Consider the following 22862-nt stretch of genomic DNA (forward strand, 5'->3'; position numbering starts at 1 on the left):
GATACGACAACTGACAAACGAGGAGTAAGAGCTTGTGGACGTACAACAATTTGACTTTGAGTTGCCTGAACGATTAATTGCCCAGCATCCGCTGGAGGATCGAACTGCTTCGCGCCTGCTCGTCATGAACAAGCGAACAGGAGAGCTGGCTCACCGTCAATTCACCCAATTGATCGACTACCTGAATCCGGGAGACGTGCTCGTTTTGAACGACAGTCGTGTCCTCCCTGCGCGCCTGATCGGGGAGAAGGCTGACACAGGTGCAAAAATAGAGGTCCTGCTGCTCAAATCGCTTGGAGAAGACCGCTGGGAAACGCTGGTCAAGCCGGGCAAGCGGGTGAAACCGGGCACGGAGGTTGTGTTCGGCAACGGGCAATTGCGCTGTGTGTGCGAGGACGTGACAGAGACGGGAGGCAGAATCGTCCGGTTTCATTACGAGGGAATCTTTTACGAGATCCTGGATCAGCTCGGTTCGATGCCGCTCCCGCCATACATCCACGCCCAACTGGACGACCAGGAGCGGTACCAGACAGTCTATGCCAAGGAGCGGGGCTCGGCAGCGGCTCCGACAGCAGGGCTGCATTTTACGGAAGCGTATCTAAAACGGCTGGAAGAAAAGGGAGTGCAAATCGCATACATTACGCTTCATGTCGGTTTAGGCACTTTTCGTCCGGTGACAGCCGATCTCGTGGAAGAACACGTCATGCATAGCGAGTACTACGAGATTCCGCAAAAAACTGCTGAAATCGTCAATGCCGCCAAGGCGGAAGGAAGGCGGGTGATCGCGGTCGGAACGACATCCTGCCGGACGCTCGAGACGGTCGGACAGGCTCATGACGGCAAGCTTGCTGCCGAATCGGGATGGACGGACATTTTTATTTACCCGGGCTACCGCTTCCGAATCATCGACGGTCTTTTGACCAACTTCCATTTGCCCAAATCAAGCCTTGTCATGCTGGTCAGCGCTTTGGCAGGACGGGATCATATCATGAACGCCTACCGGGCCGCTGTCAAAGAGGAGTATCGCTTCTTCAGCTTCGGCGATGCCATGCTGCTGATTTAAAACCGGGGAAAGCCCGGTTTTTCTTGTGCTCAGGAGCCAGTTTCTATATAATAGGAAGGAATTACATTCTTGAGGAGTGTACATAATTTGGCTGTCCGCTACGAACTAATCAAAACCTGCAAGCAAACGGGGGCCCGCCTCGGGAAGCTGCATACGCCGCATGGGACCATCGACACTCCTGTATTTATGCCGGTGGGTACACAAGCGACCGTAAAAACCATGAGTCCCGAGGAACTGAAAGAGCTCGGGGCCGGTATTATTCTCAGCAATACATACCATCTTTTCTTGCGTCCCGGACATGAAATTGTCAGGGAAGCAGGAGGATTGCACGGCTTTATGAACTGGGATCGCGCCATATTGACCGATTCGGGCGGTTTTCAGGTCTTTAGTCTGAGCAATTTGCGCAAGATTACGGAGGAAGGCGTCTCCTTCCGTTCCCATCTGAACGGAGAAAAGCTGTTTATCGGTCCGGAGGAGGCCACGCAGATTCAAAATGCCCTGGGTGCCGACATCTTCATGGCATTTGACGAATGTGCCCCGTATCCGGCCGAGTACGATTACGTGAAAAAATCAATGGAACGAACGAGCCGCTGGGCTGAGCGTTGTCTGAAAGCGCATACCCGCCCAAATGAGCAAGCCCTGTTCGGGATTGTGCAAGGCGGCATGTTCAAGGATCTGAGGGAGATAAGCGCTCGCGATCTCGTATCGATGGACTTTCCCGGGTACGCGATCGGGGGACTGAGTGTCGGTGAGCCGTTCCCGTTGATGTATGAGATTCTCGAGCATACGGTTCCGCTGCTGCCGACTGGCAAGGCTCGCTATCTGATGGGGGTAGGCTCACCTGATGCCCTGATCGAGGGAGCGATGCGAGGCATTGACATGTTCGACTGCGTTCTGCCTACGCGGATTGCGCGAAATGGGACATGCATGACGAGCCAGGGACGGCTTGTGATCCGCAATGCCAAGTATGCCCGGGACTTCGGGCCACTCGATCCGAATTGCAGCTGCTACACCTGCAAGAACTACACCCGCGCCTATATCCGTCATTTGGTGAAGGCAGAAGAGACGTTTGGCATCAGGCTGACTACGTATCACAATCTGCACTTCTTGGTGAACCTGATGAAAGAGGTTCGCCAGGCGATTGCCGAAGACCGCCTCGGCGATTTTCGAGACCAGTTTTTCGCTCAATATGGATTGAGTGAAGATAGATCTTTTTAAGGAGGACTCCCATGGAAGGTTTACAACAATTTTTACCCCTTATCATCATGTTTGTGATTTTTTATTTCCTGCTGATTCGTCCGCAGCAGAAGCGGCAAAAACAGCGTAATGCGATGCTTGCTTCCATCAAAAAAGGGGACAAGGTTGTGACAATCGGCGGTGTGCACGGAACGATTCAGGATATCTCTGACGACACCGTTACACTGCGTATCGCGCACAACGTACATGTCACTTTTGACCGCGGCGCCGTAAACAACGTGGTATCCAGCAGCAATGAGCCGGCTTCCGAGTCCAAGGAAGCGAAGGAAGAGTCGAAAGCATAGATGGCAAAGGAAAAAGAGGGTACTCCAAGTCCGTACAAGACGTGGAGCTGCCCTCTTTTTTGCGCCTTCGTTTGCATGCAAGCCATTTTATGCATGCAAGCCATTTTACCGCTTCGAGGTGGAGTTGACCCCCATGATCCCGCCAAAGGATGCCAGCAGAAAAGCGCCAATCAGGTAGAAAAAGGTCCCCCATTGCATCGGGGCATCAAAACCGAGAAATCCGATCAGGATCACCAGCAGGAAATAAAAGAGTCCTGTCAGACCGCCATAATACCAGCCTTTGCCGCCGCAACGGCGTCCGGTGACGTATCCGCCGACCAAAAGCCCGATCGCATTGATCACATAAGTGAAATAGGGCAGGGAGCTTTCGCGTATGGATGTGAAAGAGAGAAGTAAGGCAGCCATCAAGGCGCCCAGCAAGACCAGACCAAGCGTGTACAAAAGACCAGCAAAGACTGAAGTGGAAGCACTCCGCAAGGATAACCCTCCTTACTCGTCACGTTTGTATTATCTATATGAAAGGCTTGACCCGGGTATTCATCTTCGCGTTGAACATCATGAAGAATTTTCGTAGAATGGATGAGGAACCAGACGGGGGTGAGAAAACATGATCAAAACTTATTTCTACAACCACTCGGAACAGAAGATGTTTCATGATGTGGACCTCAGCCAGAAAGACCAATTCCTGAAATCGCCGGAGGATCTGCTCTGGATCGATCTGTACGATGTGGGAAACAACGAGCTGCAGTATATCGCCAAAATTTTTGAGTTTCACCCGCTGGCTATTGAGGATTGCCTGCACGTAAGCCCACGTGCAAAGGTGGATAAATACGATGATTATTACTTCTTCGTGTTTCACGCTCTGCGATACAATGAAGAAAGCGACGACGAAATTACAACGGTAGAACTGAACGTGTTTCTCGGGCCCAACTATATCGTCACGATCCACAAGTCGCCGATGAATACGATTGGAAGGATCGCTTCGATCTGTCACCGCAATATTTCCTATTTGAATCGCGGTCCGGATTATTTGCTGTATGCCATTGTCGACGGGATTACCGATGAATATTTCCCGATTATGGATCGTATCAGCGTGCGTATTGACGAGTTGGAAGACGAAATTTTTGACCACCAGATGGAGGAGATCACGGAGGAGTTCCTGGCGCTGAAGCGGACAATTATTTTGATCCGCCGTGTGATTCTGCCGCAGAAACGAATTTTTGCCAATGTCAATGGGCGCTATTCGTTTGACATCTCCGAGGAAAACGTTCCGTTCTACACTGACCTGACTGACCACCTGGAGCGGATCGCAGACTCTACCGAGACATTTCGCGATTTGGTAAATGGTGCACTCGATACCTATTACACCATCATTAGCGCAAAAACAACCGAGACGATGCGGGTTTTGACCATTATCTCGACCATCATCCTGCCGCTGACCTTTATTACCGGCCTTTTCGGAATGAATACGTTCAGTTGGCTTGGTGAAGCGGCCGAGCCGTACATGCTGATTGTAGCTTTGACTGTCATGATTGCGATGACCTTTGTCATGCTGCACATTTTCCGCAAGCGAAAGTGGCTGTAGGGCATTAGCCAAATTTGGAGCTTATAGTTGATGAACCTCCCGCGGAGACTATAGACAAATCTCTGCGTGAGGGGGTCGACTTCCATGGAAGAATTGCCAACGGCGCTCATGCGCACCATGTTCTCGTATTTTTTCATTTTGGTTCTGCTTCGCCTGATGGGAAAACGGGAACTGGGGAAGCTCTCCGTATTCGATGTGGTCATCTCCATCATGCTGGCGGAGATGGCTGTCTTGTCTATTGAACAGATTGACAAACAGGCCAGTTTGTTCTATATACCGATGCTGTTGATTTGCTTGCTGGAGATCGTAATCTCCTGGCTTTCACTGAAGAGCAAAAAAGTCCGGGATGTCATAGACGGCTCTGCCGATCTGATTATCGAGAACGGAGAAATTCGCGAGGATGCCATGAGGAGAAATCGGCTCAACTTTGACGATCTGATGGTGCATCTGCGGCAAAAAAATATCAAGAATCTGGCGGATGTCGAGTTTGCTGTGATGGAGCCGACCGGCCAAATGAGCGTTTTTCCCAAGCAGTCCAAGCACCCGTTGACCCGCGAGGACCTGAACTTGCCCGATCCGCCGCCAAAAGGCCCCGTAACCTTCACCGGACTGCCGATACCGCTTATTTTGGACGGCAAAGTACGTGTGGAAGCTCTGCGTAAAATCGGACAAAACGAGCTCTGGCTGAAGCGGGAGATTCGCAAATACGGGATCAAGGATATCCGGGATGTCTCATTTTGCAGTATCGACGAGCGGGGCATCATGTACCTGGATAAAAAAGACAAGCAGAAAAAACAGTAGCCGCCAACGCGTGTGTCAGCGGCGTGGAAAAAAGACGGCCAGTTGTTCCCCGATCCACGGAATGCGGCGTACGTCCTGCTTCCCCAAAATCCGGAAAGCGACAAGCAGCAAAAGGTATAAAAGCATACTGGCCACTGAACAGATCAACAGCAGGCGGCCAACGGAAACGTCGGCAAACCAGTGCGAAGCCATGTAGGAGCCGGCGTAGCCCATCGCAAACATAGCCGTGACGATTTTGCCCATCTCTACAATGTCTACCGTAAACCCGATTTTCTTTACCAGGCTGGCAATGTGCAGAAATGTCACTAGTGTAATGCCGATATTAGTCGCAATGACAGCGCCATGAATTCCAAACTCGGGTCTGGCTGTAAAGACAAACATCGCCACGGTCTTGACGACAGCTCCGATCAGTGTATTGCGAAACACGACGTGGGCAAAATCAAGTCCTTGCAGGGCGGCGGCCAGAGGCGCCTGAAAGAAGAGAAACACGGAAAACGGGGCCAATTCCTTCAGCAAGATGCCAACCTCCGATTGATGTTTACCGTAGAGCAGTCCGGAAAGAGGTTCGGCAAAAATAAACAGCAAGACAGTACAAGGTGCTCCGATCACCAGTGAAATCCGCATCGCTTGGTAGATGCGGCGATGCACGAGCGGAGCATTTTTTTGATAGGCGGCCTCTGCGACAGCAGGAACGAGCGACACGGACAAGGAATAGGTAAGAAAAGTGGGAAACAGCAGCAGCGGCACAGCCATTCCTGCAAACTGTCCGTACAAGCCGGTGGCGGCTGAGGTAGAGAGCCCGGCCAAGACGAGGGCAAACGGGACGATCATCGGCTCCATCACATAGGCGATCGAGCCGATCAGCTTGCTCATCGTAACAGGAAACGAAACGTGCAACAGTTGGCGCAAACTGTTTCGGCTGTTAACCATGGCTGCCAGGAGAGGGCGTTCCCATACCTGTGCGGCCGTTTTCTGTGTAGCCCGCCGATACTGCCAGAGGATGTACAAAAAGCCTGCTGCCTCGCCAAAGACGATGCTTCCTACCGCACCAGCGGCAGCATACTGAATCCCCAGCGGCATAAAAGAGATGGTCATGACGACGACCAGCGCCATGCGGCAAATTTGTTCGACCAATTGGGAGACAGCTGTAGGCGTCATGTTGTGCTTCCCTTGAAAATAGCCGCGCAATACCATGGAGATGCTTGAGATGGGAATGACCGGTATGGCAGCCAGCAAGACTACATGTGCTCGCGGATCCGTAAAAAAGAGGCGGGCGATCGGGCCGGAAAAGGCGAACAGAATGATGCACAACACCAGGCTGATCGCTCCGGTTACACCGAGTGCAAGCATGAGAAAGCGCCTGGATTGGCGGGAGTCGCTCGCCGCCTCCGTCTCGGCCACATGCTTTGCGATAGCAACCGGCATGCCGAAGGTCGTCAAGGTGATCAAGAAGTAGAGCAGCGGGACGACCATCTGGTACAGCCCCATCCCTTCCGCCCCGATTATGCGGGAGAGCACGATTCTGTTGGCGAAACCGAGCAATTTGGTGACGCCGCCGGCAATGATCAGGATAATGGTTCCGTATAAGAAAGACTGTCTCATGGCAGGCTCCTTTACCGCCGAAATTTCAAGAACAGTGTGCACTATAAGAATATGGACGTGCCGCCAGCGGCATGACTACTTTAAAGGGGGATTGCAGATGGAGATGCATCACTGGTATGCGCAGGTAGCCAGCCTATGCGAGAGCAAGGCAGAGGAATTCGGACTTCTGGGGTATGAAAATGTAGGGCCAAAGGACATCTGGGAGTGTGTAGTCAGCACGTACAAGCAGGAGCCGCCGCTGCATCAGCTGGTAAATGACATTTTGTCTTTAAAGCCGAATAAATACATGAATTACCTGATGGTGCAGATGTACAAAAATTCCTAATGAAACTTTTTTGCTGTCTATTCGTAGAGGGAGAAAGCAATGTGTAACAGGTCCTGACACGGCAGTCCGTTCGGCGAACCCTTCATTGCGGATGTGCAAATAGGAACCTATTTGCTAAACGAGGGGTTGGTTACCATGGTTCCGCTTTCCTACAAAAATTGACACGTTTTTTCTTACTTCGCTATAATGGGCATATTGGTTTCGCGTCAACCGACGGAACCCTGGAAGGAAAGAGGGGTATTACTACATGATTAAATGGGGAAGATTCCTCCTGTTCCTGGTTATCGTGGGGGTATTGGCAACATTGATGACCACGACAACTACACAGGTGGCAGGCAAGATCACACTTGGTTTGGACTTGCAGGGCGGCTTTGAGATCCTCTACGTGGTAGAGCCGATGGAGGCTAACCAAAAGGTGGATATCGAGCTGTTGAAAGCGACCGCGCGTATGGTCGAGAAGCGGATCAACATCGGGGGAGTGGCGGAACCCGTCATTGAAACCGAGCTTCCCAACCGCCTTCGCGTAAAGATCGCGTCACAGGCTGCCGATCAGGACAAGCTTCGTGAATTGATCGGAAAACCGGCAGTACTGACGTTCCGCGATGAGCAGGGCAAGATTATTTTGAAGGGTAGCGACCTGGCTCCCGGCGGTGCAGGGGTTGGCTATGATGAACTGAAACGTCCAGTCGTCACCCTGAAGATCTCCGATCCGAAAAAGCTGGAACAAATCTCACGGGAAAATCTGCATAAACATATGGCGATTTACCTGGATGAGACGATGATGACCAATCCGGTTATTCAAACCGTCATTACAGGCGGCAGTGCACAAATCTCCGGCGACTACACAGTGGAATCGGCACAGGAAATGGCAGATTTGCTGAACTCCGGCGCAATGCCTGCGAAACTGGTTGAAAAGCAGGTTACTTCTGTAGGTGCGTCTCTCGGTAAGCTCGCTTTGCAAAAAACAATTAACGCCGGCTATGTAGGCGCGGCTTTGATCTTTGTCTTTATGCTTGTGGTGTATCGCCTTCCTGGCTTGGTTGCCAATATCATGCTGGCGACGTTTACCTATTTGAGTATCGTCGTGCTCGACTGGATGGATGCCACGCTCACCTTGCCTGGTATTGCCGGCTTTATTTTGTCCGTAGGGATGGCGGTCGACGCCAACATCATTACCTACGAGCGTATTCAAGAGGAGATTCGCACTGGCAAGACGATTTTGTCTGCATTCCGTGCGGGTGAACGCCGTTCATTGATTACCATTCTCGATGGACACGTTACGACGCTGATCGCTACCGGTGTTCTTTTCTACTTTGGTACAAGCTCCATCCAAGGCTTCGCGGTCGTGCTTGCGATGACGATTATCGTCAGCCTGCTGACCAACGTATTTGGCTCCCGTTTGCTTCTGGGGCTGCTCGTCCGAGCCAACTTGATTAAAAAGCCTGTTTGGTTCGGTGTAAAGGAGAGTGAAATCGGTGAGCTCTAAACGACAACACGAGGATGTCATCAAGTTTGACATCGTAAAGAATAGACGCAAATTTTACATGCTTTCCGCAACGATTTTGATCGTCGGTTTGATTTGCATGCTGGTTATGGGATTGAACCTCGGCGTAGACTTCAAATCCGGTACACGTCTGGATATTTACGTTGGTAAGGAATTCCAGACTGCCGACATCGAAACGCTTATTAAAGAAAACGTGCCCAACACCGTATTTACTCCAGTAACCAAATACGGAGACAAGCAGGATCAGGCGCAAACGCGTTTTGACCACACGATTCCGGCCGATCAATTGCAGAAGCTGGAGAGCGCATTGAAAGCGAAATACGGCGACCAGGTATCCAAGCAAGAGGCTACCGTTGACCCGAGCATCGCCAGAGAGCTGGTGCAAAAAGCGGCGATTGCCGTCGCCGTCGCCGGGATCGGCATTATCATTTACATCGCGATCCGGTTCCAGTTTCTCTTTGGGATCGCCTGCATCATCGGTCTGATCCACGACGTTTTCATCCCGATCGCGCTGTTTTCGGTATTCCGTCTGGAAGTGGACTTGACGTTTATCGCGGCGATTTTGACGATCGTCGGTTACTCGATTAACGATACGATCGTAATTTTTGACCGGATTCGGGAAAACCTAAGAACAATGAAGTCCAAAACGGTTGAGGATCTGGAGCATCTGGTCAACGTCTCCCTGTGGCAGACGATGCGCCGCTCCGTCTTTACGGTAGGGACAGTTTTCTTGACTGCAGTCGCCATTGCCGTATTGGGTAGCGAGAGCATTCGCAACTTCTCCCTGGCCTTGATCTTCGGTCTGGTGAGCGGTACGTACTCCTCCATCTTCGTGGCTGCACAAGTATGGGTTACCTTGAAAAAACGGGAATTGGCAAAAAAACGTCTTTCTCCGGCTCCAACAGAGAGCTGATTGAATGATACCGCGGGGAATCCCCCCGCGGTTTTTTACTCTCAAGACAAATCCCCATAACGGGAGGCAGTAGGGAATGGACAATCGTTTGGCGAAAGCCCAGTTTGGCGCGTGGGTCGGAATCATCGGCAACATTGCATTAGCTGCTGCCAAATTGGTCATCGGCATGGCTGCCAAGTCGCAAGCTCTCGTCGCTGACGCTGTACACTCTGCATCTGACGTCGTCGGTTCGGTGGCTGTTCTGATCGGCCTGAAGGCGGCAGAACGCCCGCCTGACGAGGATCACCCGTACGGACACGGAAAAGCGGAATCGATCGCCGCGATTATCGTTTCGGTGCTGCTTGCAGTGGTCGGCTTTGAAATCGGGTCTGCATCGGTCAAGTCGCTTTTTTCGCCATTGGAGCCCCCTGGCTTCATCGCAGTCTGGGCGGCGGCAGGCTCTATGCTGGTTAAGGAATGGATGTTCCGCTACAAATACAAGCTGGGAAAAGAATTGAACAGCCCCTCCTTGATTGCCAATGCCTTTGAGCACCGATCCGATGTGTTTTCATCTTTTGCTGCATTGGTCGGCATCGGAGGAGCGATACTGGGTGGACGCTTCGATCTTCCCTGGCTGCTGTATCTCGATCCGATTGCCGGTATTTTTGTTTCCATCCTCGTTTTGAAAATGGCCTACGAGATCATGCGCGAGTCTATTCACAACGCGCTGGATCACGTTCTCCACGAAGACCAGACCGTCGAGCTGCGCCACGCCATCGAAGCGGTCGAGGGAGTGATGCGGATTGACTCGCTCCGCGCCAGAGAGCACGGCCATTATCAGATTGTCGATGTAAAGATCGGTGTCGACCCTCACATCACGGTGGAAGAAGGACACAGGATTGGGAAAGAAGTGAAGCAATCACTGCTCTCCCGCTTTCCCGATGTCCGTGATGTATTCATTCATGTAAATCCATACGATCCCGAGCCCGCAGACCGTACGGTAGGCATGAGAGAATAAAGCGCTTTCTGTTGTTGTCAGCCTCCCACACTTTCCTCTATAATGAATGAGGATTGGAGGAAGGCCTATGCTGAGAGCGAAAACACGCTGGCAACTGGCTGCGTACGATAATGAGCTGGCAGAGTTGATCGCCCGTGAGTGTGGTTTGGCTCCGCTGGTAGCCAAGCTTCTCGCGATTCGTGGAATCGATTCTCCCCAGCGTGCGAAAGAATTTCTGCAAGCGGGCCCCGAGCTCTTCCACGATCCGTTTGCCCTGTACGGGATGGAGAGCAGCGTGTATCGAATCCGTCAGGCCATCGAGCGCAAGGAACCGATCTGTATTTACGGAGATTACGATGCAGACGGGGTCAGCTCGACATCGCTCATGGTTCATTTGATGAGACGGATGGGCGCCGTGTTTGATTACTATATTCCCAACCGCTTCACGGAAGGATACGGCTTACATAAGGAGGCCATGTCTCAGATTCACGAGAGGGGCTTCAAGCTGATCATTACCGTCGATACCGGTATTAGTGCCGTGGAGCAAGTCGACTTTGCCAAACAACTCGGTCTGGACGTCATTGTGACGGACCACCATGAACCTCCGGAGGTTATCCCGGAGGCATTTGCCGTGATCAATCCGAAGCAGCCTGCATGCACTTATCCGTTTGACATGCTCGCAGGCGTGGGCGTCGCTTTCAAGCTGGCCCATGCATTGCTGGAGGAGCCGCCGCTCGATCTGGTTGATCTGGCTGCGCTCGGGACGATTGCCGACCTGGTGCCGCTGGTGGATGAGAACCGGATTTTGGCAAGACTCGGTCTGCAGCGCTTGAATCATACCCGCAATCCGGGTTTGCAGGCATTGATTAAAGTAAGCGGCTTGGCGGATGCCGAAAAGCTCACAGCCGGCCATGTCGGCTTTGCCTTGGGACCGAGACTGAATGCGGGAGGACGTCTGGAGACGGCAGAAGCGGCCGTGAAGCTCTTGACTACAGAGGATGGTCAGGAAGCGGAAGAGGCAGCCCAGCAGCTGGATGAGTTGAACCGGGAGCGGCAGGAGCTTGTCCAGAAAATGACCGATGAAGCCATCAGTATGGTCTTGGAAAAGTACCCTTTGGATGAAAACAGGGTGCTGGTCGTCGCCAAGGAAGGCTGGAATGTAGGGGTAGTCGGGATTGTGGCTTCACGACTGGTAGAAAAATTTTACCGACCGACAATCGTCCTCGGGATCGATCCGGAAAAAGGGACGGCAAAGGGCTCGGCGAGAAGCATTGCCGGCTTTGACATGTATGAGGCTTTGACAGCCTGCAAAGAGTGGCTTCCCCATTACGGCGGGCACACCATGGCAGCAGGGATGACACTGCCTGTGGATAACCTGGAGGCTTTTCGCAAACAGCTAAATAAACTGGCATTCGAATGGCTGACGGACGAAGATTTGATTCCGTTGACGAAAGTGGATGTCGCCCTGGAAATGCCGGAAATCACACTGGAGACTGCCGAACAATTGGAGCTGCTGGCCCCGTTCGGGATGGGCAATCCGACGCCGCTGGTGCTGGTAAACGATGTGGAGGCCTCGGGCATGCGCACGATCGGGCGGGACGATACCCACTTGAAGTGCTCGCTGGTGAAGGATGCCTGCCAGATCGATGCGATCGGCTTCAACTGGGCCCATATTGTTTCCCAGGTGACGCCGAAAGCACGTTACCAGGTGCTAGGCGAGATGTCGGTAAATGAATGGAACGGAAACCGGAAGCCGCAAATCACCATCCGGGATATCGCTGTGCCTCACCGTCAAATTTTTGATTGGCGCGGCTGCAGAGATAAGCTCGACAAGTGGCGGAAGCTGCAGGAGAGCAGCGAGACATTGACGATCATGTTTCGGCAGGAAAGCTACGAGGAGCTGTTCCCCGTCGCTGCGCTCGGAGGCAGCACAGACAGCTTGTTGTACCTCTCGCCGAACCACGCTGCCAATCCCGCCGCCAGATCGAATGTGATTCTCTACGATCTGCCCAAGACCCGCAGCGATCTCGCTGGTGCGGTGGCGTATCTGGAGCGGGCGGAGCGGATTTACTGTTTGTTCGGGGACCCTGACCTCGGACTTGAGCGGATCTCCTGTCCGGGCCGCGAACAATTTAAACTCGTCTATCAATTTTTCATGCAGGTTCCCCTGGTGCAGCGAATTCATCTGGATGCGATGGCACGCAGGTTGAAGCTGAAGCGGGATGTACTGGAAGGGATGCTCGCCGTATTCGCAGAGCTGGACTTCATTACAATGGAGGAAGAGGCCATCAGGCTCAACGCCCAAGCAGCGAAGCGTCCGCTCGACAGCTCCCGCCTGTATATGGAGTGGAAAGAAGAAAGCGAATTGGTAACGGAACTGCTGCTCTCTTCGTACGATTCACTGGTAACTCATTTTCAACAGCAGGTGGCAGCGACCACCGCGTAGGAGGAATTTTTTCATGGATTTTAAATCGTACATTCGCGTGATTCCTGATTATCCACAACCGGGTATTCGCTTCAAGGATATCACTACGTTGTTAAAGGACGGCCCAGCCTATAAAGCGGCGATTGAGGAATTGACCACTTTTGCCAAGGAAGTGAATGCCGAAGTGATCGCGGGTCCGGAAGCACGTGGTTTTGTCGTCGGTGCTCCGCTGTCGTATGCGCTTGGTGTCGGCTTTGTGCCGGTCCGCAAATCGGGCAAATTGCCGTACGAATCGATCAAGGCAGAGTATAACCTGGAGTATGGAAAGGATGCGCTCGCCGTTCACGTGGATGCGATCCAGCCCGGGCAGCGCGTGCTGATTGCCGACGATTTGCTGGCGACAGGAGGAACGATCACCTCGACGATTCAACTGATTGAGCAGCTGGGAGGAATCGTGGTAGGTGCAGCCTTCTTCATCGAGCTTTCCTATCTGGATGGCCGCCAAAAACTGGGTGACATTCCAGTCAAAACCCTTGTACAGTATTAAGCAAAGACGGGCGCAATGCCCGTTTTTTTGTTTTTTGGCCATCCTGCAAACTTTCCCTTGAGAATCACCTTTACATTACAATGGACATACAAGATAATAGGATAAATAGACAGTTTTCATCTTTTCCCCTCTGTGCAACAGTGAGGGAGCACAAGCGGCACGTAATAACGTCAGCTTCTCCGTGAGCTTCCGATGAAGCTTTTTTTATACGATCGGACGTATCAAGATTGTTACCGGTTATCGGCATGAGCAGCGAAAAAGAGCGCACTCCTGCCCTATGCCGTACACCCGCACGTCCCGTACTTCGCAGGCTAAGGCTTCGCAAAAAAAGCTTGGCTCAGCCAGGTTTTCTAATGAGAGGATAAGGGAAGGAACTATGAGCACCGGCATTAATGAAGTACTCACAAAAGCAGGCAGTTACTTGTCCAAAGCGGACCTGGATCTGATTACGCGCGCGTACCAGCTGGCAGAGAAAGCCCATGAAGGCCAGGTGCGCAAATCGGGCGTTCCTTACATCATGCATCCCATTGCGGTTGCTGGCATTTTGGCAGAGCTGCACATGGATGCGGTAACGATTGCTGCCGGCTTTTTGCATGATGTAGTGGAAGACACCGAGGTTTCGCTCGAACATCTTCAGGGCGAATTTGGCCAAGAAGTAGCTTTGTTGGTTGACGGCGTGACCAAGCTCGATAAAATCAAATACAAGTCAAAGGAGGAGCAGCTGGCCGAGAATCACCGCAAGATGCTGGTCGCGATGGCCCAGGACATCCGTGTGATCATGATCAAGCTGGCTGACCGCCTCCACAACATGCGGACCCTCCGCCATATGTCAGAGGAGAAGCAGCGGGAAATTTCAGATGAAACACTGGAGATTTTTGCTCCACTGGCTCACCGCCTGGGGATCGCTTCCGTGAAATGGGAATTGGAAGACACATCGCTCCGCTATCTCAATCCACAGCAATACTACCGCATTGTCAATTTGATGCAGAAAAAGCGGACCGAACGGGAAGCCTACATCAACGAAGCTGCAGACACAATCAAGGATAAGCTGAAGGAACTGAACATCGAAGCCGAAATATCCGGCCGTCCCAAGCACATTTACAGCATCTACAAGAAGATGACGAAGCAAAACAAGCAGTTCAACGAGATTTACGATCTTCTCGCGCTTCGCATCATCGTCAATGACATTCGCGACTGCTACGCGGTTCTGGGGATCGTCCACACGCTCTGGAAGCCGATGCCCGGCCGTTTCAAGGATTATATCGCAATGCCGAAAGCAAACATGTACCAGTCGCTGCACACGACTGTCATCGGTCCGAAAGGCGAGCCGCTGGAAGTGCAGATTCGCACATGGGATATGCACCAGACGGCGGAGATCGGGATCGCAGCGCACTGGGCCTACAAGGAAGGCAGAAGTGTCGTCCAGGGCTCCTTTGCCGAGAAGCTCGGGAACCTGCGGGAGATTATTGAAGGGGGCTCCGAGGAGGCTCCAAACGCCCAGGAGTTTATGGAGTCCTTGAAACAGGATCTCTTCTCCGACACGGTGTTTGTCTTTACTCCAAAAGGGGACGTGGTCGAGCTTCCGAAAGGCTCTGTGCCGCTCGATTTCGCTTACCGCATCCACTCCGCCGTCGGCAACCGGACGATCGGGGCGAAGGTAAACGGCAAAATTGTGCCGCTCGACTATTCGCTGAAGACGGGCGACATCGTGGAAATTTTGACGTCCAAGCACTCGTACGGCCCGAGCCAGGACTGGCTGAAGATCGCCAAATCGGCTCACGCCCGAAACAAAATCAAGCAGTGGTTTAAAAAGGAAAAGCGGGAAGAGAATGTAGCCAAAGGACAGCAGATGGTCGAGGCCGAAATCAAGGCCAGAGGCTACGATCTCAAGGATGCGATGACCGATGCGAATTTGAAGGAAGCTGCAACCCGCTTCAACTTTCAGGGCCATGAGGACATGTTCGCCGCTGTGGGCTATGGCGGAATCACAGCCTCCCAGATCGTCACCAGGCTGATCGACAAGCTGCGCAAAGAGCGGGAGGAACAAAATCCGCCTGTGCCGGAATACAAGCCAGCTCCTGCGCAGTCAACAGGCCGCAGCGAGTCGGGCGTCAAGGTAAAGGGCGTCGACAATCTGCTGGTGCGGATTTCCCGCTGCTGTACGCCGGTCCCTGGGGATCAGATCATCGGGTTTATCACCAGGGGCAGAGGCGTTTCCGTTCACCGCAAGGACTGTCCCAACGTCCTGACGGAAGAGTGCATGGAACGGTTGATCGATGTGGAGTGGGATACCGACTTCAAGCATAACTACCATGTGGATATCGAGATTACCGGTCAGGATCGAAGCGGCCTGCTGAACGATGTTTTGCAGGTCGTGGCAGAGACGAAAACGAATATCTCTGCGGTCAGCGGCAAAGCAGACAAAAATCGGGTAGCCACCATTCACATGACGATTTCTATCAGCAATATCGATCACCTGCACAAAGTGGTCGAGCGCATCAAGCGCATCAAGGACATTTATTCCGTCCGACGGATTCTCAGCACCTGATCCCACAAGATCGGGTGTTCTTGTTTCGTTCTGGTGTAAGCAAAGGACAGTACCCAGCGCTACGGGCGAGCAATTTAGAAAGATACCATCGAGACAAGCCTTTGGTACTGCAAGATGAATGATCTGGAAGGAGTTTTTGCTGCTGTGCGAGTAGTAGTCCAACGTTCCCGCGAAGCAAGTGTCACCGTGGCAGGCGAAGTGGTCGGCCGTATTGACCACGGCCTTGTGCTTTTGGTCGGGATTACGCATGAGGATACAGAGAAAGACGTAGAGTTCATTGCCGACAAGATTGCCAACCTGCGCATTTTTGAAGACAGCGAAGAAAAAATGAACCATTCGGTGCTGGATACAGGCGGTCAAATCCTGTCCGTCTCCCAGTTCACCCTGTATGGCGATTGCCGCAAAGGCAGGCGCCCCAATTTCATGGCTGCCGCCCGTCCCGAAAAGGCCGAGCCGCTGTACGATCTGCTCAATGCCAAGCTGCGGGAAAAAGGCTTGATAGTAGAAACAGGCCGATTCGGAGCGATGATGGACGTGCGTCTCGTCAACGACGGTCCCGTTACGCTGATCGTGGAAACATAAACATCAGGTCGCTTTCGTGGATGGCCCTATCCACTTGACAGAGAAAAAGGAGTCGAGACATCTCGGCTCCTTTTCGTATTTTATTAGCCGCCTCTAGTAGCAGAAAGGAACCATGGCGGACACCGTTTTTATTTTACATGGAGTGAATCCTCCATTTCGCGGATCAGAAGCTCAACAGCGTCGACAACTGCTGCTGGCCTCAAGGCCGGGATCATATGTCCGGTATCCGGCAAAACGATCAAGCGCGAATGGCTAATCTCGCGATGGAGCCGGTACGCATGCAGGTCGGGCCTAAATGGATCCTTTTCGCCGCAAACAATGACTGTCGGGGTCTGTATCCGGGAATAATGCTGTTCCATGGCGGGAATAGTTTGCGCAAATGCGAGAATATCCTCGCGATTGGCACGCAATTGACTTGGACGAGACCATAGAGCATTCGCTATTTTCTGATAGCCGTCTGGAACTTTGTCCGGCGAGAACGTAGATTGCAGCATGGTTGAGGTCAGCTTTCTCGCCAGGGGAGGCAGTACTGTATGAGCGGCCAGGCTGCCCAAAAAGGGTACGCGCAGCAGTCGGCCGAGGAACAGGTCTATCGCTCCAGCGGGATATGCTTTTCCACCATATGCGCCGGGAGCGACCAGAACCGCTCCAGCAAGCTCGCCGGGGTAGTCCAGCATGTAGGCGAGAACGAGCGAGGCGCTCCAGGAATGCCCGACCAAAATAGGCTGTTTTGCGTCCAGTTTGCGCAAGGCTTCCTTGAGCAGTCGCGCCTGTACGCGGGGGGTCGCCCATTCGGTCTTTGGCCGTTCGCTGTACCCGTATCCTGGACGATCAAAGGCAATCGCCCGGAACCCGCGGGAAGCCGCTTCGCTGACAACGTTAGAAAAATCGCGGGAAGACAAGATGCCTCCATGGAGAAAAACGATCGGGCGACCGGTTCCTTTTGAGGTGAAATGGAGCCGGATATGTTCTGCCTCTACGTATTCTCCGGCCGGCGGGAAAGCTTTCCTTGTGGTGCGGTCGAGTCTTCGGTTGTGCACATACAAACAGAGGAGCAAGAGTAAAACAAAAGTAAAAGCGGTCAGAATAAACATCAGGTTCATATGGAAGCTCATAGATGAAAACCAACCTCCTTATATGAATTCTATCTAGTGTGTTAATCACGTACTGATTGGTATGTTGATGGCATTAATGATCCCGTCTTTTTGCAAGGACGGGTTTTTCTTCTATTTGCCTTTATGCTGAATCCCTTGCCAGAGAAGTTGAGCAAGCTGTGATGTGATCGAAGGCAATTGGACACGCTTTGGATCGATAAGCAACCCGAGAAGCAGACCGTTGATCAATGATTGAAACAGAATGGCGATTGCTTGCGGGTCAACGTCATCAGCAAGCAGTTGTTCCTTCTGCCACTCTATTATCATCGCGGCAGTCCCCTCAATAATCTGGCCGTAGGCGGAACGAAGCGCATCGGCCACGAGTGGATCACGGGAAGCAGTGACGAAATCAAAAAAGAGCATGGGTGCGTGGGAATCCGGCTCGAAGCATTCGAATTGGGCTGCTAACATAGCTGCCAGACCCTTCACTGCGGCTATGCTGTTTCCGTTGCCAAACGCCATCCGACCTGTTTGCGGCAGGACTTTCAACTGTTGGCTTAACTGGTGTTCGCAAAGAGCCGCAAACAAGTCGCTTTTACTTGAGAAGTGCCAGTATACAGCGCCCTTGGTCATGCCAGCGTCTGCTGCTACCAGGTCCAGAGACGTCCCGGAAAACCCGTGCTTGGAGAATACGCGGGCTGCGGCATCCAAAATTTTCGTCCGCGTATCCGCAAGTGAAGATCCGCTGGCAGCTTGCTGCGCCTCCAGCCACTTCCTCATTTCCTGCTTGGAGCCGAAATGGCGTCGTACTGCCGTCCAATGTACGCCTGCAGCTTTCGCCACATCGGCAAAGCTGATCTTGTCGAAAGGACGTTTCTCACTCAGATGTAAAGCCGCTGCCCGTATTTGCTGACTCGATTTCATTGCTTGCACCTCAGTATAACGAAATATAATGCGGATTACATACCAAATAGTATGCGAATAGTATATGATTCCAAAAATGCAACGTCAAGCCTATAAAATAAACGAACCCTTGTCTTCACATTGGAAGACAAGGGTTTGACGGTTATCCTTCTTGTACGCTCTGCGATGAGAAGTACTGCAAAATCCCGTTAAAGAGGCCTTCTGCAGCTAAATCCTGCTGTTTCTCAGAGCGAAGCCGGAGCTCTTCATTGTAGTTGGAGAGGAAACCGATCTCCGCCAAAATCGAGGTTACAGGATTTTCTCTCAGAACGTAGTAGTTGCCGAAGCGGGACTGCAAGTCTTTGTAGGACGTCGCTTTCACGACTTCTGCTTGCACAAGGGAGGCCAGCTTGCTTGAATTCCCTTTGTTGTAATGGAAAATGATCGTTCCGTTCGTCGTTGAATTCGGATGCGTGTTGTGATGGATGCTGACAAATATGTCCGCGTTGTTCTGAATCGCCACATCAACACGCTGCTGGAGCGTCAGCTTCCGATCGTCGCTGCGGGTCATGATCACTTTGGCCCCGGCAGCCTCCAATTTATTCCGCAATAGCAGGGCGACCTGAAGGTTCACGGTTTTTTCCAAAGTGGAGAAGCTGGAGCCGGTAGCGCCGTTGTCATTGCCGCCATGTCCCGGGTCGACAACGATCACCTTGCCGACCAGCGCATTTGTTTTTACAACTGCCGGCGTTCCTGTCGCGGATACCAGCCAGCCGGCTACAAAGCCTGTGGAACCATCCGTGAATTTGAGCTCGAACCAGTCGCCCTCGCGCTTGATGATCGAGTATTTTTCACCCGGCTGTATCTGCTTGAGGATGGGGTGATTCGTTCCAGGGCCAGAACGGACATTCGTATCCGGGTTGAGGACAGTGACATGCGGTCCCGGGGGAGCGGGCATGACAGGCTGTTGGACAGTTACGAGCCAGCCTGCGACCCAGCCAATTTTGCCGTCCGGCGTTTGCACCCGGTACCAGTCTTCTTTTTTCTCCAGCACCGTCAGGGTACTGCCCGCCTTCAGCGTACCGAGGACAGCGCTGGCTGTGCTCGACTCGGCCCGGAGATTTAACCCGTCGGTCTGTACGGTTGCTGTCTGCTTGGCAGGCTGCTGTGTATTCGTGCTTCCGTTGTTTGCCGGAGGCTGTACATCAGGTGGCTGCTGGTTCTGGTTGGCTGCTCCGCTGCCTGCGTTAGCCTGTCCGGTGCCAGGCTGGGTGGTTCCTTCCTCGGGAATCCACGCCTGTATGCCATCGTATGGAAACTGGATCCAGCCATTCTGCTTTTTCGTGACGGTAATGGTGTACCCGGAATGAAGCTGTCCGATGGCGGGCAATGAAAAATCCGGTGACGGGTAAATGTACGGATTGTATTCAAGCGTCAAAGAATTGCCCTGTGATCCTGCTTGTCCAGCCCCGGCAGAGCCGCCAGAATGGGCTGGCGCCGCAGGCGGATTTCCTCCGGCAGGAGTTGTGCTCGGCTGACCGGCTGGCTTTCCGGCATTGTGCTCAGTAACGAGCCAACCTGCGACCCAGCCCTTGGCGCTTGCAGACAGCTGAATTTGGACCCATTCGCCGCTGCGCTGCGTAACCGTGTATTTTTTGCCGGGATTAATCTTTTGGACGACAGAATAGTTTTGTCCCGGACCCGAGCGAACGTTTACATTGTCGGTAGTGCTCTCTACCTGCGGTGCTGTTGATTGAGCGCCACTCTGTGGGGCCGGTTTTGTGCTTGTGCCCGACTTTGTGACCAGCCAATTGGCCACCCAACCGGTTTTCCCGTTTGGCAGACGCACATGGATCCAATCGCCCTTTTCAGAGATGACAGGCAGTACCGTTTTGATCGGCAGGGTAGTGACTACCTGATCCTGTGTGCTGGGACCGGAACGAACGTTGAGATTATCGACCGTAACCTGGATGGTTCCAGCTGCAAAGGCGGCAGTGACAGGCAAGGTAACGGCACAGGCGACAGCAAGGAGTGTCCGCAGGAGATGTTGACGAAAACGCACGAATTTGACACCCTTTCCAGTTTTATAGATGTGAAGTACCGAATTTTAGTGGAATTTACCAAAAGTACTCTTTCGTCCTCTCATTCTTCTTTTCCTGCTTTTTCCGACAAACTTCTTTATAAAATACCAAATTTTTATGGTTGAAATTGCTTTCTTCATAACCGGAAACAGCATCGTCAGCGATAGCCATTTCCGTGATGACCGGGCGTCCCTTATGCTTTTTTGCACTGCGGGCCATACTAGGATACAACCAGCACGGATGAGAGAAGGAGGCACGCAGATGAGGCAGTCCAACAAGGAAGCATTTGCGCAAGAGGCAAACAGACGGTTGTTCTCCGTCGATTTTCACGACTTTCTGGAAAAGGAATCGACATTGAACGACGTGGAGATGTCCAGGGAGTTTCACATCAGCATCAGAGATGTGCAGGAGCTCAGAAGAAAGCTGCGCCGGTGAACGAAATTCCGGGTGCTTTCGCCAGGTTGACCACGCTTTTTTTGTCGGATAAGATGAAGGGGCAGACTGAAAAGCAGGTGAACCCATGATTCAGGTGAAGTGTGAAGGACATCAATTCGAGCGGGAAATCGGTTTGATTCTCGCCTTGTTTTATGAAGACCCGGAAATTGTATATGTATCGGAATGGAAAGGCTCAGACAGCCTTCGCATCCGGCTTTCCCTGGAGGAGCGTGGAGATGGCGTCTGTGCCACAGGAGAATTGCATGCAGGAGACCGGCATGAAAAGCGGATGGTGGAGCGTCCGTACACGGTCCTGGAGGAAAAGGAACAGCGGAAAATCGCCAAGCGTGCTGTCAGCTATGTTTTGCTCCAACTTCTGGAAGAACTGACGGGCATCGAGCAAGGCTGGGGCGTGCTCACCGGCATCCGGCCTACCAAGCTGATGCATAGCCTGCTTTCGTCAGGAGCGGAGCGGGAAGCCGTTCACCGCCGCTTGCAAAAGGACTACATGGTTCGGCCCCACAAGCTTTCCTTGCTTCAGGAGATCGTCGACAGGCAGTTGAAAGTCGTTCCTGATTTTTACCAGATCGACCGGGAGCTTTCTGTATACATCGGGATTCCGTTTTGCCCGACCAAGTGTGCGTACTGCACCTTTCCGGCATACGCCATCCGCAGCCATACAGCGTCAGTGAATCCTTTTCTGGAAGGGCTGCACTACGAGATCGAACGAATGGGCCAATGGCTCACGGAACGGGATATGCGGATCACCTCGATTTATTTTGGCGGAGGGACGCCGACGAGCATTACGGCAGATGACATGGATCAGTTGTTTCAGACGATGCATCGGACCTTTCCGCATATGGATGGCGTACGCGAGCTGACAGTGGAGGCAGGCAGGCCCGACACGATTACCCGTGAAAAGCTGGACGTGATGAAGCGGTGGGAGGTTGACCGCATCAGCATCAATCCGCAATCGTTCACCCAGGAAACGCTGCGGGCGATCGGACGTCATCATACGGTGGAGGAAACGATTGAGAAATACCATTTGGCGATGGAAATGGGTTTGACCAACATCAATATGGATTTGATCATCGGTTTGCCGGGTGAAGGGCTGAAGGAATGGGAGCACAGCCTGCGGGAAGTAGAAAAGCTGATGCCTACTTCCTTGACGGTTCACACCCTCTCATTCAAGCGGGCCTCCGAAATGACGCAGAACAAGGAGCGCTACCAGGTGGCCAGCCGGGAGGAAGTGAGCCGGATGATGGAGCTTGCTTCCCGTTGGACGAGGGAAAAAGGCTATCATCCCTACTACCTTTACCGCCAGAAAAACATCCTGGGCAATCTGGAAAATGTCGGCTACGCTCTCGAAGGACAGGAGAGCATCTACAACATCATGATCATGGAAGAGGCGCAGACCATCCTCGGACTCGGCTGCGGAGCCGTCTCCAAGCTGATGGCCCCCGGCAGCGGCAAGCTTGTCAGGTGGCCGAATCCAAAGGACCCGAAGACGTATAACGAGACGTACCGGACTTTGACCGAAGAGAAGCTCCGCGATCTCGACCAGGTGTACGGGGGAATGTCCACGCAAGCATCAGTGGAAAAGGCCGGAGCAGGCAAGTAAGGTGCGGCTGGTCAATTTGGCGCAGTCAAAAAAGTTTTATCCGGTGCCTGTTGACGCCTGATTCGCCGTTTGCTATGATTTGCATTAAGATTTTCAAAGGACCTTTTTTACAACGATCTAATGACGGGAACAAGTACCCAGGAAACGGATAGCCAGAGAGGAATTGCCGCGGCTGAGAGCATTTCCCTATGACGACTTGGTGAATGACATCCCCGAAGACCGCAGTGAACGAAGCGGCTTTTTGCCCTTTTTAGTAACTGGCAGGCGTAAGTCGGCGTTAACGACTGGAAAAGTGGGGCTCCGGTATGAGAAATGG

Annotated in this window: 20 protein-coding genes; 15 read left to right on the top strand and 5 right to left on the bottom strand. The window is 52.6% G+C overall.

Going from position 1 to position 22862, the window contains the following annotated elements:
* Positions 1-34 precede the first annotated feature (34 nt).
* The 3 genes from queA to yajC all read left to right on the top strand — a co-directional run bounded on the left by queA (position 35) and on the right by yajC (position 2604).
* Entirely contained in the window at positions 35-1063 is a 1029-nt protein-coding gene (queA, locus tag NST37_RS08610; protein WP_003387582.1) for a tRNA preQ1(34) S-adenosylmethionine ribosyltransferase-isomerase QueA, read from the top strand.
* Positions 1064-1150: 87 nt separating this feature from the next.
* Positions 1151-2281, top strand: coding sequence for a tRNA guanosine(34) transglycosylase Tgt (tgt, locus tag NST37_RS08615; protein WP_003387581.1), 1131 nt, complete (start codon positions 1151-1153; stop codon positions 2279-2281).
* Positions 2282-2292: 11 nt separating this feature from the next.
* Positions 2293-2604: a preprotein translocase subunit YajC gene (gene yajC, locus NST37_RS08620; RefSeq protein WP_003387580.1), complete on the top strand. Its 312-nt coding sequence runs from the start codon at positions 2293-2295 to the stop codon at positions 2602-2604.
* Between the two features lie 105 nt (positions 2605-2709).
* Here the strand turns inward: yajC and NST37_RS08625 are convergent, their stop codons facing one another.
* A complete protein-coding gene (locus tag NST37_RS08625) occupies positions 2710-3081 on the bottom strand; it encodes a TIGR04086 family membrane protein (RefSeq protein ID WP_003387579.1) in 372 nt (123 codons plus the stop codon).
* 130 nt (positions 3082-3211) lie between these two features.
* Here NST37_RS08625 and corA point away from each other — a divergent pair, with 130 nt between their 5' ends.
* Together corA and NST37_RS08635 are read left to right on the top strand one after the other, a co-directional pair.
* Positions 3212-4189 (top strand): magnesium/cobalt transporter CorA, encoded by a 978-nt coding sequence (corA, locus tag NST37_RS08630; protein ID WP_003387578.1) that lies wholly within the window; start codon positions 3212-3214, stop codon positions 4187-4189.
* Between the two features lie 84 nt (positions 4190-4273).
* Complete coding sequence (locus NST37_RS08635; protein WP_031932372.1) at positions 4274-4990, top strand: DUF421 domain-containing protein; 717 nt, start codon at positions 4274-4276, stop codon at positions 4988-4990.
* Between the two features lie 15 nt (positions 4991-5005).
* Here the strand turns inward: NST37_RS08635 and spoVB are convergent, their stop codons facing one another.
* Positions 5006-6592, bottom strand: a complete 1587-nt coding sequence (gene spoVB, locus NST37_RS08640; RefSeq protein ID WP_024983965.1) for a stage V sporulation protein B — start codon at positions 6590-6592, stop codon at positions 5006-5008.
* A 97-nt stretch (positions 6593-6689) separates the two neighbouring features.
* On the opposite strand from spoVB, the gene NST37_RS08645 reads away from it, so the two are divergent.
* The 8 genes from NST37_RS08645 to dtd all read left to right on the top strand — a co-directional run bounded on the left by NST37_RS08645 (position 6690) and on the right by dtd (position 16412).
* The gene (locus NST37_RS08645; protein ID WP_003387574.1) at positions 6690-6917 is read left to right on the top strand and encodes a post-transcriptional regulator; all 228 of its coding nucleotides are present in this window, start codon (positions 6690-6692) and stop codon (positions 6915-6917) included.
* A 247-nt stretch (positions 6918-7164) separates the two neighbouring features.
* Positions 7165-8403, top strand: coding sequence for a protein translocase subunit SecD (secD, locus tag NST37_RS08650; protein WP_003387573.1), 1239 nt, complete (start codon positions 7165-7167; stop codon positions 8401-8403).
* The gene (secF, locus tag NST37_RS08655) at positions 8393-9334 is read left to right on the top strand and encodes a protein translocase subunit SecF (RefSeq protein WP_003387571.1); all 942 of its coding nucleotides are present in this window, start codon (positions 8393-8395) and stop codon (positions 9332-9334) included. Before secD ends, secF begins: the two co-directional genes overlap by 11 nt.
* 76 nt (positions 9335-9410) lie before the next feature.
* Entirely contained in the window at positions 9411-10331 is a 921-nt protein-coding gene (locus NST37_RS08660; RefSeq protein WP_031932374.1) for a cation diffusion facilitator family transporter, read from the top strand.
* A gap of 67 nt (positions 10332-10398) precedes the next feature.
* Positions 10399-12756, top strand: a complete 2358-nt coding sequence (gene recJ, locus NST37_RS08665) for a single-stranded-DNA-specific exonuclease RecJ (protein ID WP_031932375.1) — start codon at positions 10399-10401, stop codon at positions 12754-12756.
* A 13-nt stretch (positions 12757-12769) separates the two neighbouring features.
* The gene (locus NST37_RS08670) at positions 12770-13282 is read left to right on the top strand and encodes an adenine phosphoribosyltransferase (RefSeq protein ID WP_003387568.1); all 513 of its coding nucleotides are present in this window, start codon (positions 12770-12772) and stop codon (positions 13280-13282) included.
* A 376-nt stretch (positions 13283-13658) separates the two neighbouring features.
* Positions 13659-15830 (top strand): bifunctional (p)ppGpp synthetase/guanosine-3',5'-bis(diphosphate) 3'-pyrophosphohydrolase, encoded by a 2172-nt coding sequence (locus tag NST37_RS08675; RefSeq protein ID WP_003387567.1) that lies wholly within the window; start codon positions 13659-13661, stop codon positions 15828-15830.
* A 144-nt stretch (positions 15831-15974) separates the two neighbouring features.
* The gene (dtd, locus tag NST37_RS08680; RefSeq protein ID WP_003387566.1) at positions 15975-16412 is read left to right on the top strand and encodes a D-aminoacyl-tRNA deacylase; all 438 of its coding nucleotides are present in this window, start codon (positions 15975-15977) and stop codon (positions 16410-16412) included.
* 128 nt (positions 16413-16540) lie between these two features.
* On the opposite strand, the gene NST37_RS08685 is transcribed toward dtd, so the two are convergent.
* From NST37_RS08685 to NST37_RS08695, 3 genes are all read right to left on the bottom strand, one after another.
* Positions 16541-17527, bottom strand: a complete 987-nt coding sequence (locus NST37_RS08685) for an alpha/beta hydrolase (RefSeq protein WP_003387565.1) — start codon at positions 17525-17527, stop codon at positions 16541-16543.
* A 111-nt stretch (positions 17528-17638) separates the two neighbouring features.
* Positions 17639-18430, bottom strand: a complete 792-nt coding sequence (locus NST37_RS08690; protein WP_122958164.1) for a TetR family transcriptional regulator — start codon at positions 18428-18430, stop codon at positions 17639-17641.
* 142 nt (positions 18431-18572) lie between these two features.
* The gene (locus NST37_RS08695; protein WP_327955736.1) at positions 18573-20471 is read right to left on the bottom strand and encodes an SH3 domain-containing protein; all 1899 of its coding nucleotides are present in this window, start codon (positions 20469-20471) and stop codon (positions 18573-18575) included.
* A 280-nt stretch (positions 20472-20751) separates the two neighbouring features.
* Here NST37_RS08695 and NST37_RS08700 point away from each other — a divergent pair, with 280 nt between their 5' ends.
* Together NST37_RS08700 and NST37_RS08705 are read left to right on the top strand one after the other, a co-directional pair.
* Positions 20752-20925, top strand: coding sequence for a hypothetical protein (locus tag NST37_RS08700; protein ID WP_003387560.1), 174 nt, complete (start codon positions 20752-20754; stop codon positions 20923-20925).
* Between the two features lie 85 nt (positions 20926-21010).
* Positions 21011-22546: a coproporphyrinogen III oxidase gene (locus tag NST37_RS08705; RefSeq protein WP_024983960.1), complete on the top strand. Its 1536-nt coding sequence runs from the start codon at positions 21011-21013 to the stop codon at positions 22544-22546.
* The last annotated feature ends 316 nt before the right edge of the window (positions 22547-22862 follow it).

It is taken from the genome of Brevibacillus sp. FSL K6-6036 (assembly GCF_037964015.1).
In the GTDB taxonomy this organism is placed as follows: domain Bacteria; phylum Bacillota; class Bacilli; order Brevibacillales; family Brevibacillaceae; genus Brevibacillus; species Brevibacillus borstelensis.

Coding starts and splice junctions, on each gene's coding strand:
- yajC (WP_003387580.1), top strand. CDS start 2,293: ATGGAAGGTTTACAACAATTTTTACCCCTTATCATCATGTTTGTGATT.
- corA (WP_003387578.1), top strand. CDS start 3,212: ATGATCAAAACTTATTTCTACAACCACTCGGAACAGAAGATGTTTCAT.
- NST37_RS08635 (WP_031932372.1), top strand. CDS start 4,274: ATGGAAGAATTGCCAACGGCGCTCATGCGCACCATGTTCTCGTATTTT.
- spoVB (WP_024983965.1), bottom strand. CDS start 6,592: ATGAGACAGTCTTTCTTATACGGAACCATTATCCTGATCATTGCCGGC.
- NST37_RS08645 (WP_003387574.1), top strand. CDS start 6,690: ATGGAGATGCATCACTGGTATGCGCAGGTAGCCAGCCTATGCGAGAGC.
- secD (WP_003387573.1), top strand. CDS start 7,165: ATGATTAAATGGGGAAGATTCCTCCTGTTCCTGGTTATCGTGGGGGTA.
- NST37_RS08660 (WP_031932374.1), top strand. CDS start 9,411: ATGGACAATCGTTTGGCGAAAGCCCAGTTTGGCGCGTGGGTCGGAATC.
- recJ (WP_031932375.1), top strand. CDS start 10,399: ATGCTGAGAGCGAAAACACGCTGGCAACTGGCTGCGTACGATAATGAG.
- NST37_RS08670 (WP_003387568.1), top strand. CDS start 12,770: ATGGATTTTAAATCGTACATTCGCGTGATTCCTGATTATCCACAACCG.
- NST37_RS08675 (WP_003387567.1), top strand. CDS start 13,659: ATGAGCACCGGCATTAATGAAGTACTCACAAAAGCAGGCAGTTACTTG.
- NST37_RS08685 (WP_003387565.1), bottom strand. CDS start 17,527: ATGAGCTTCCATATGAACCTGATGTTTATTCTGACCGCTTTTACTTTT.
- NST37_RS08690 (WP_122958164.1), bottom strand. CDS start 18,430: ATGAAATCGAGTCAGCAAATACGGGCAGCGGCTTTACATCTGAGTGAG.
- NST37_RS08700 (WP_003387560.1), top strand. CDS start 20,752: ATGAGGCAGTCCAACAAGGAAGCATTTGCGCAAGAGGCAAACAGACGG.
- NST37_RS08705 (WP_024983960.1), top strand. CDS start 21,011: ATGATTCAGGTGAAGTGTGAAGGACATCAATTCGAGCGGGAAATCGGT.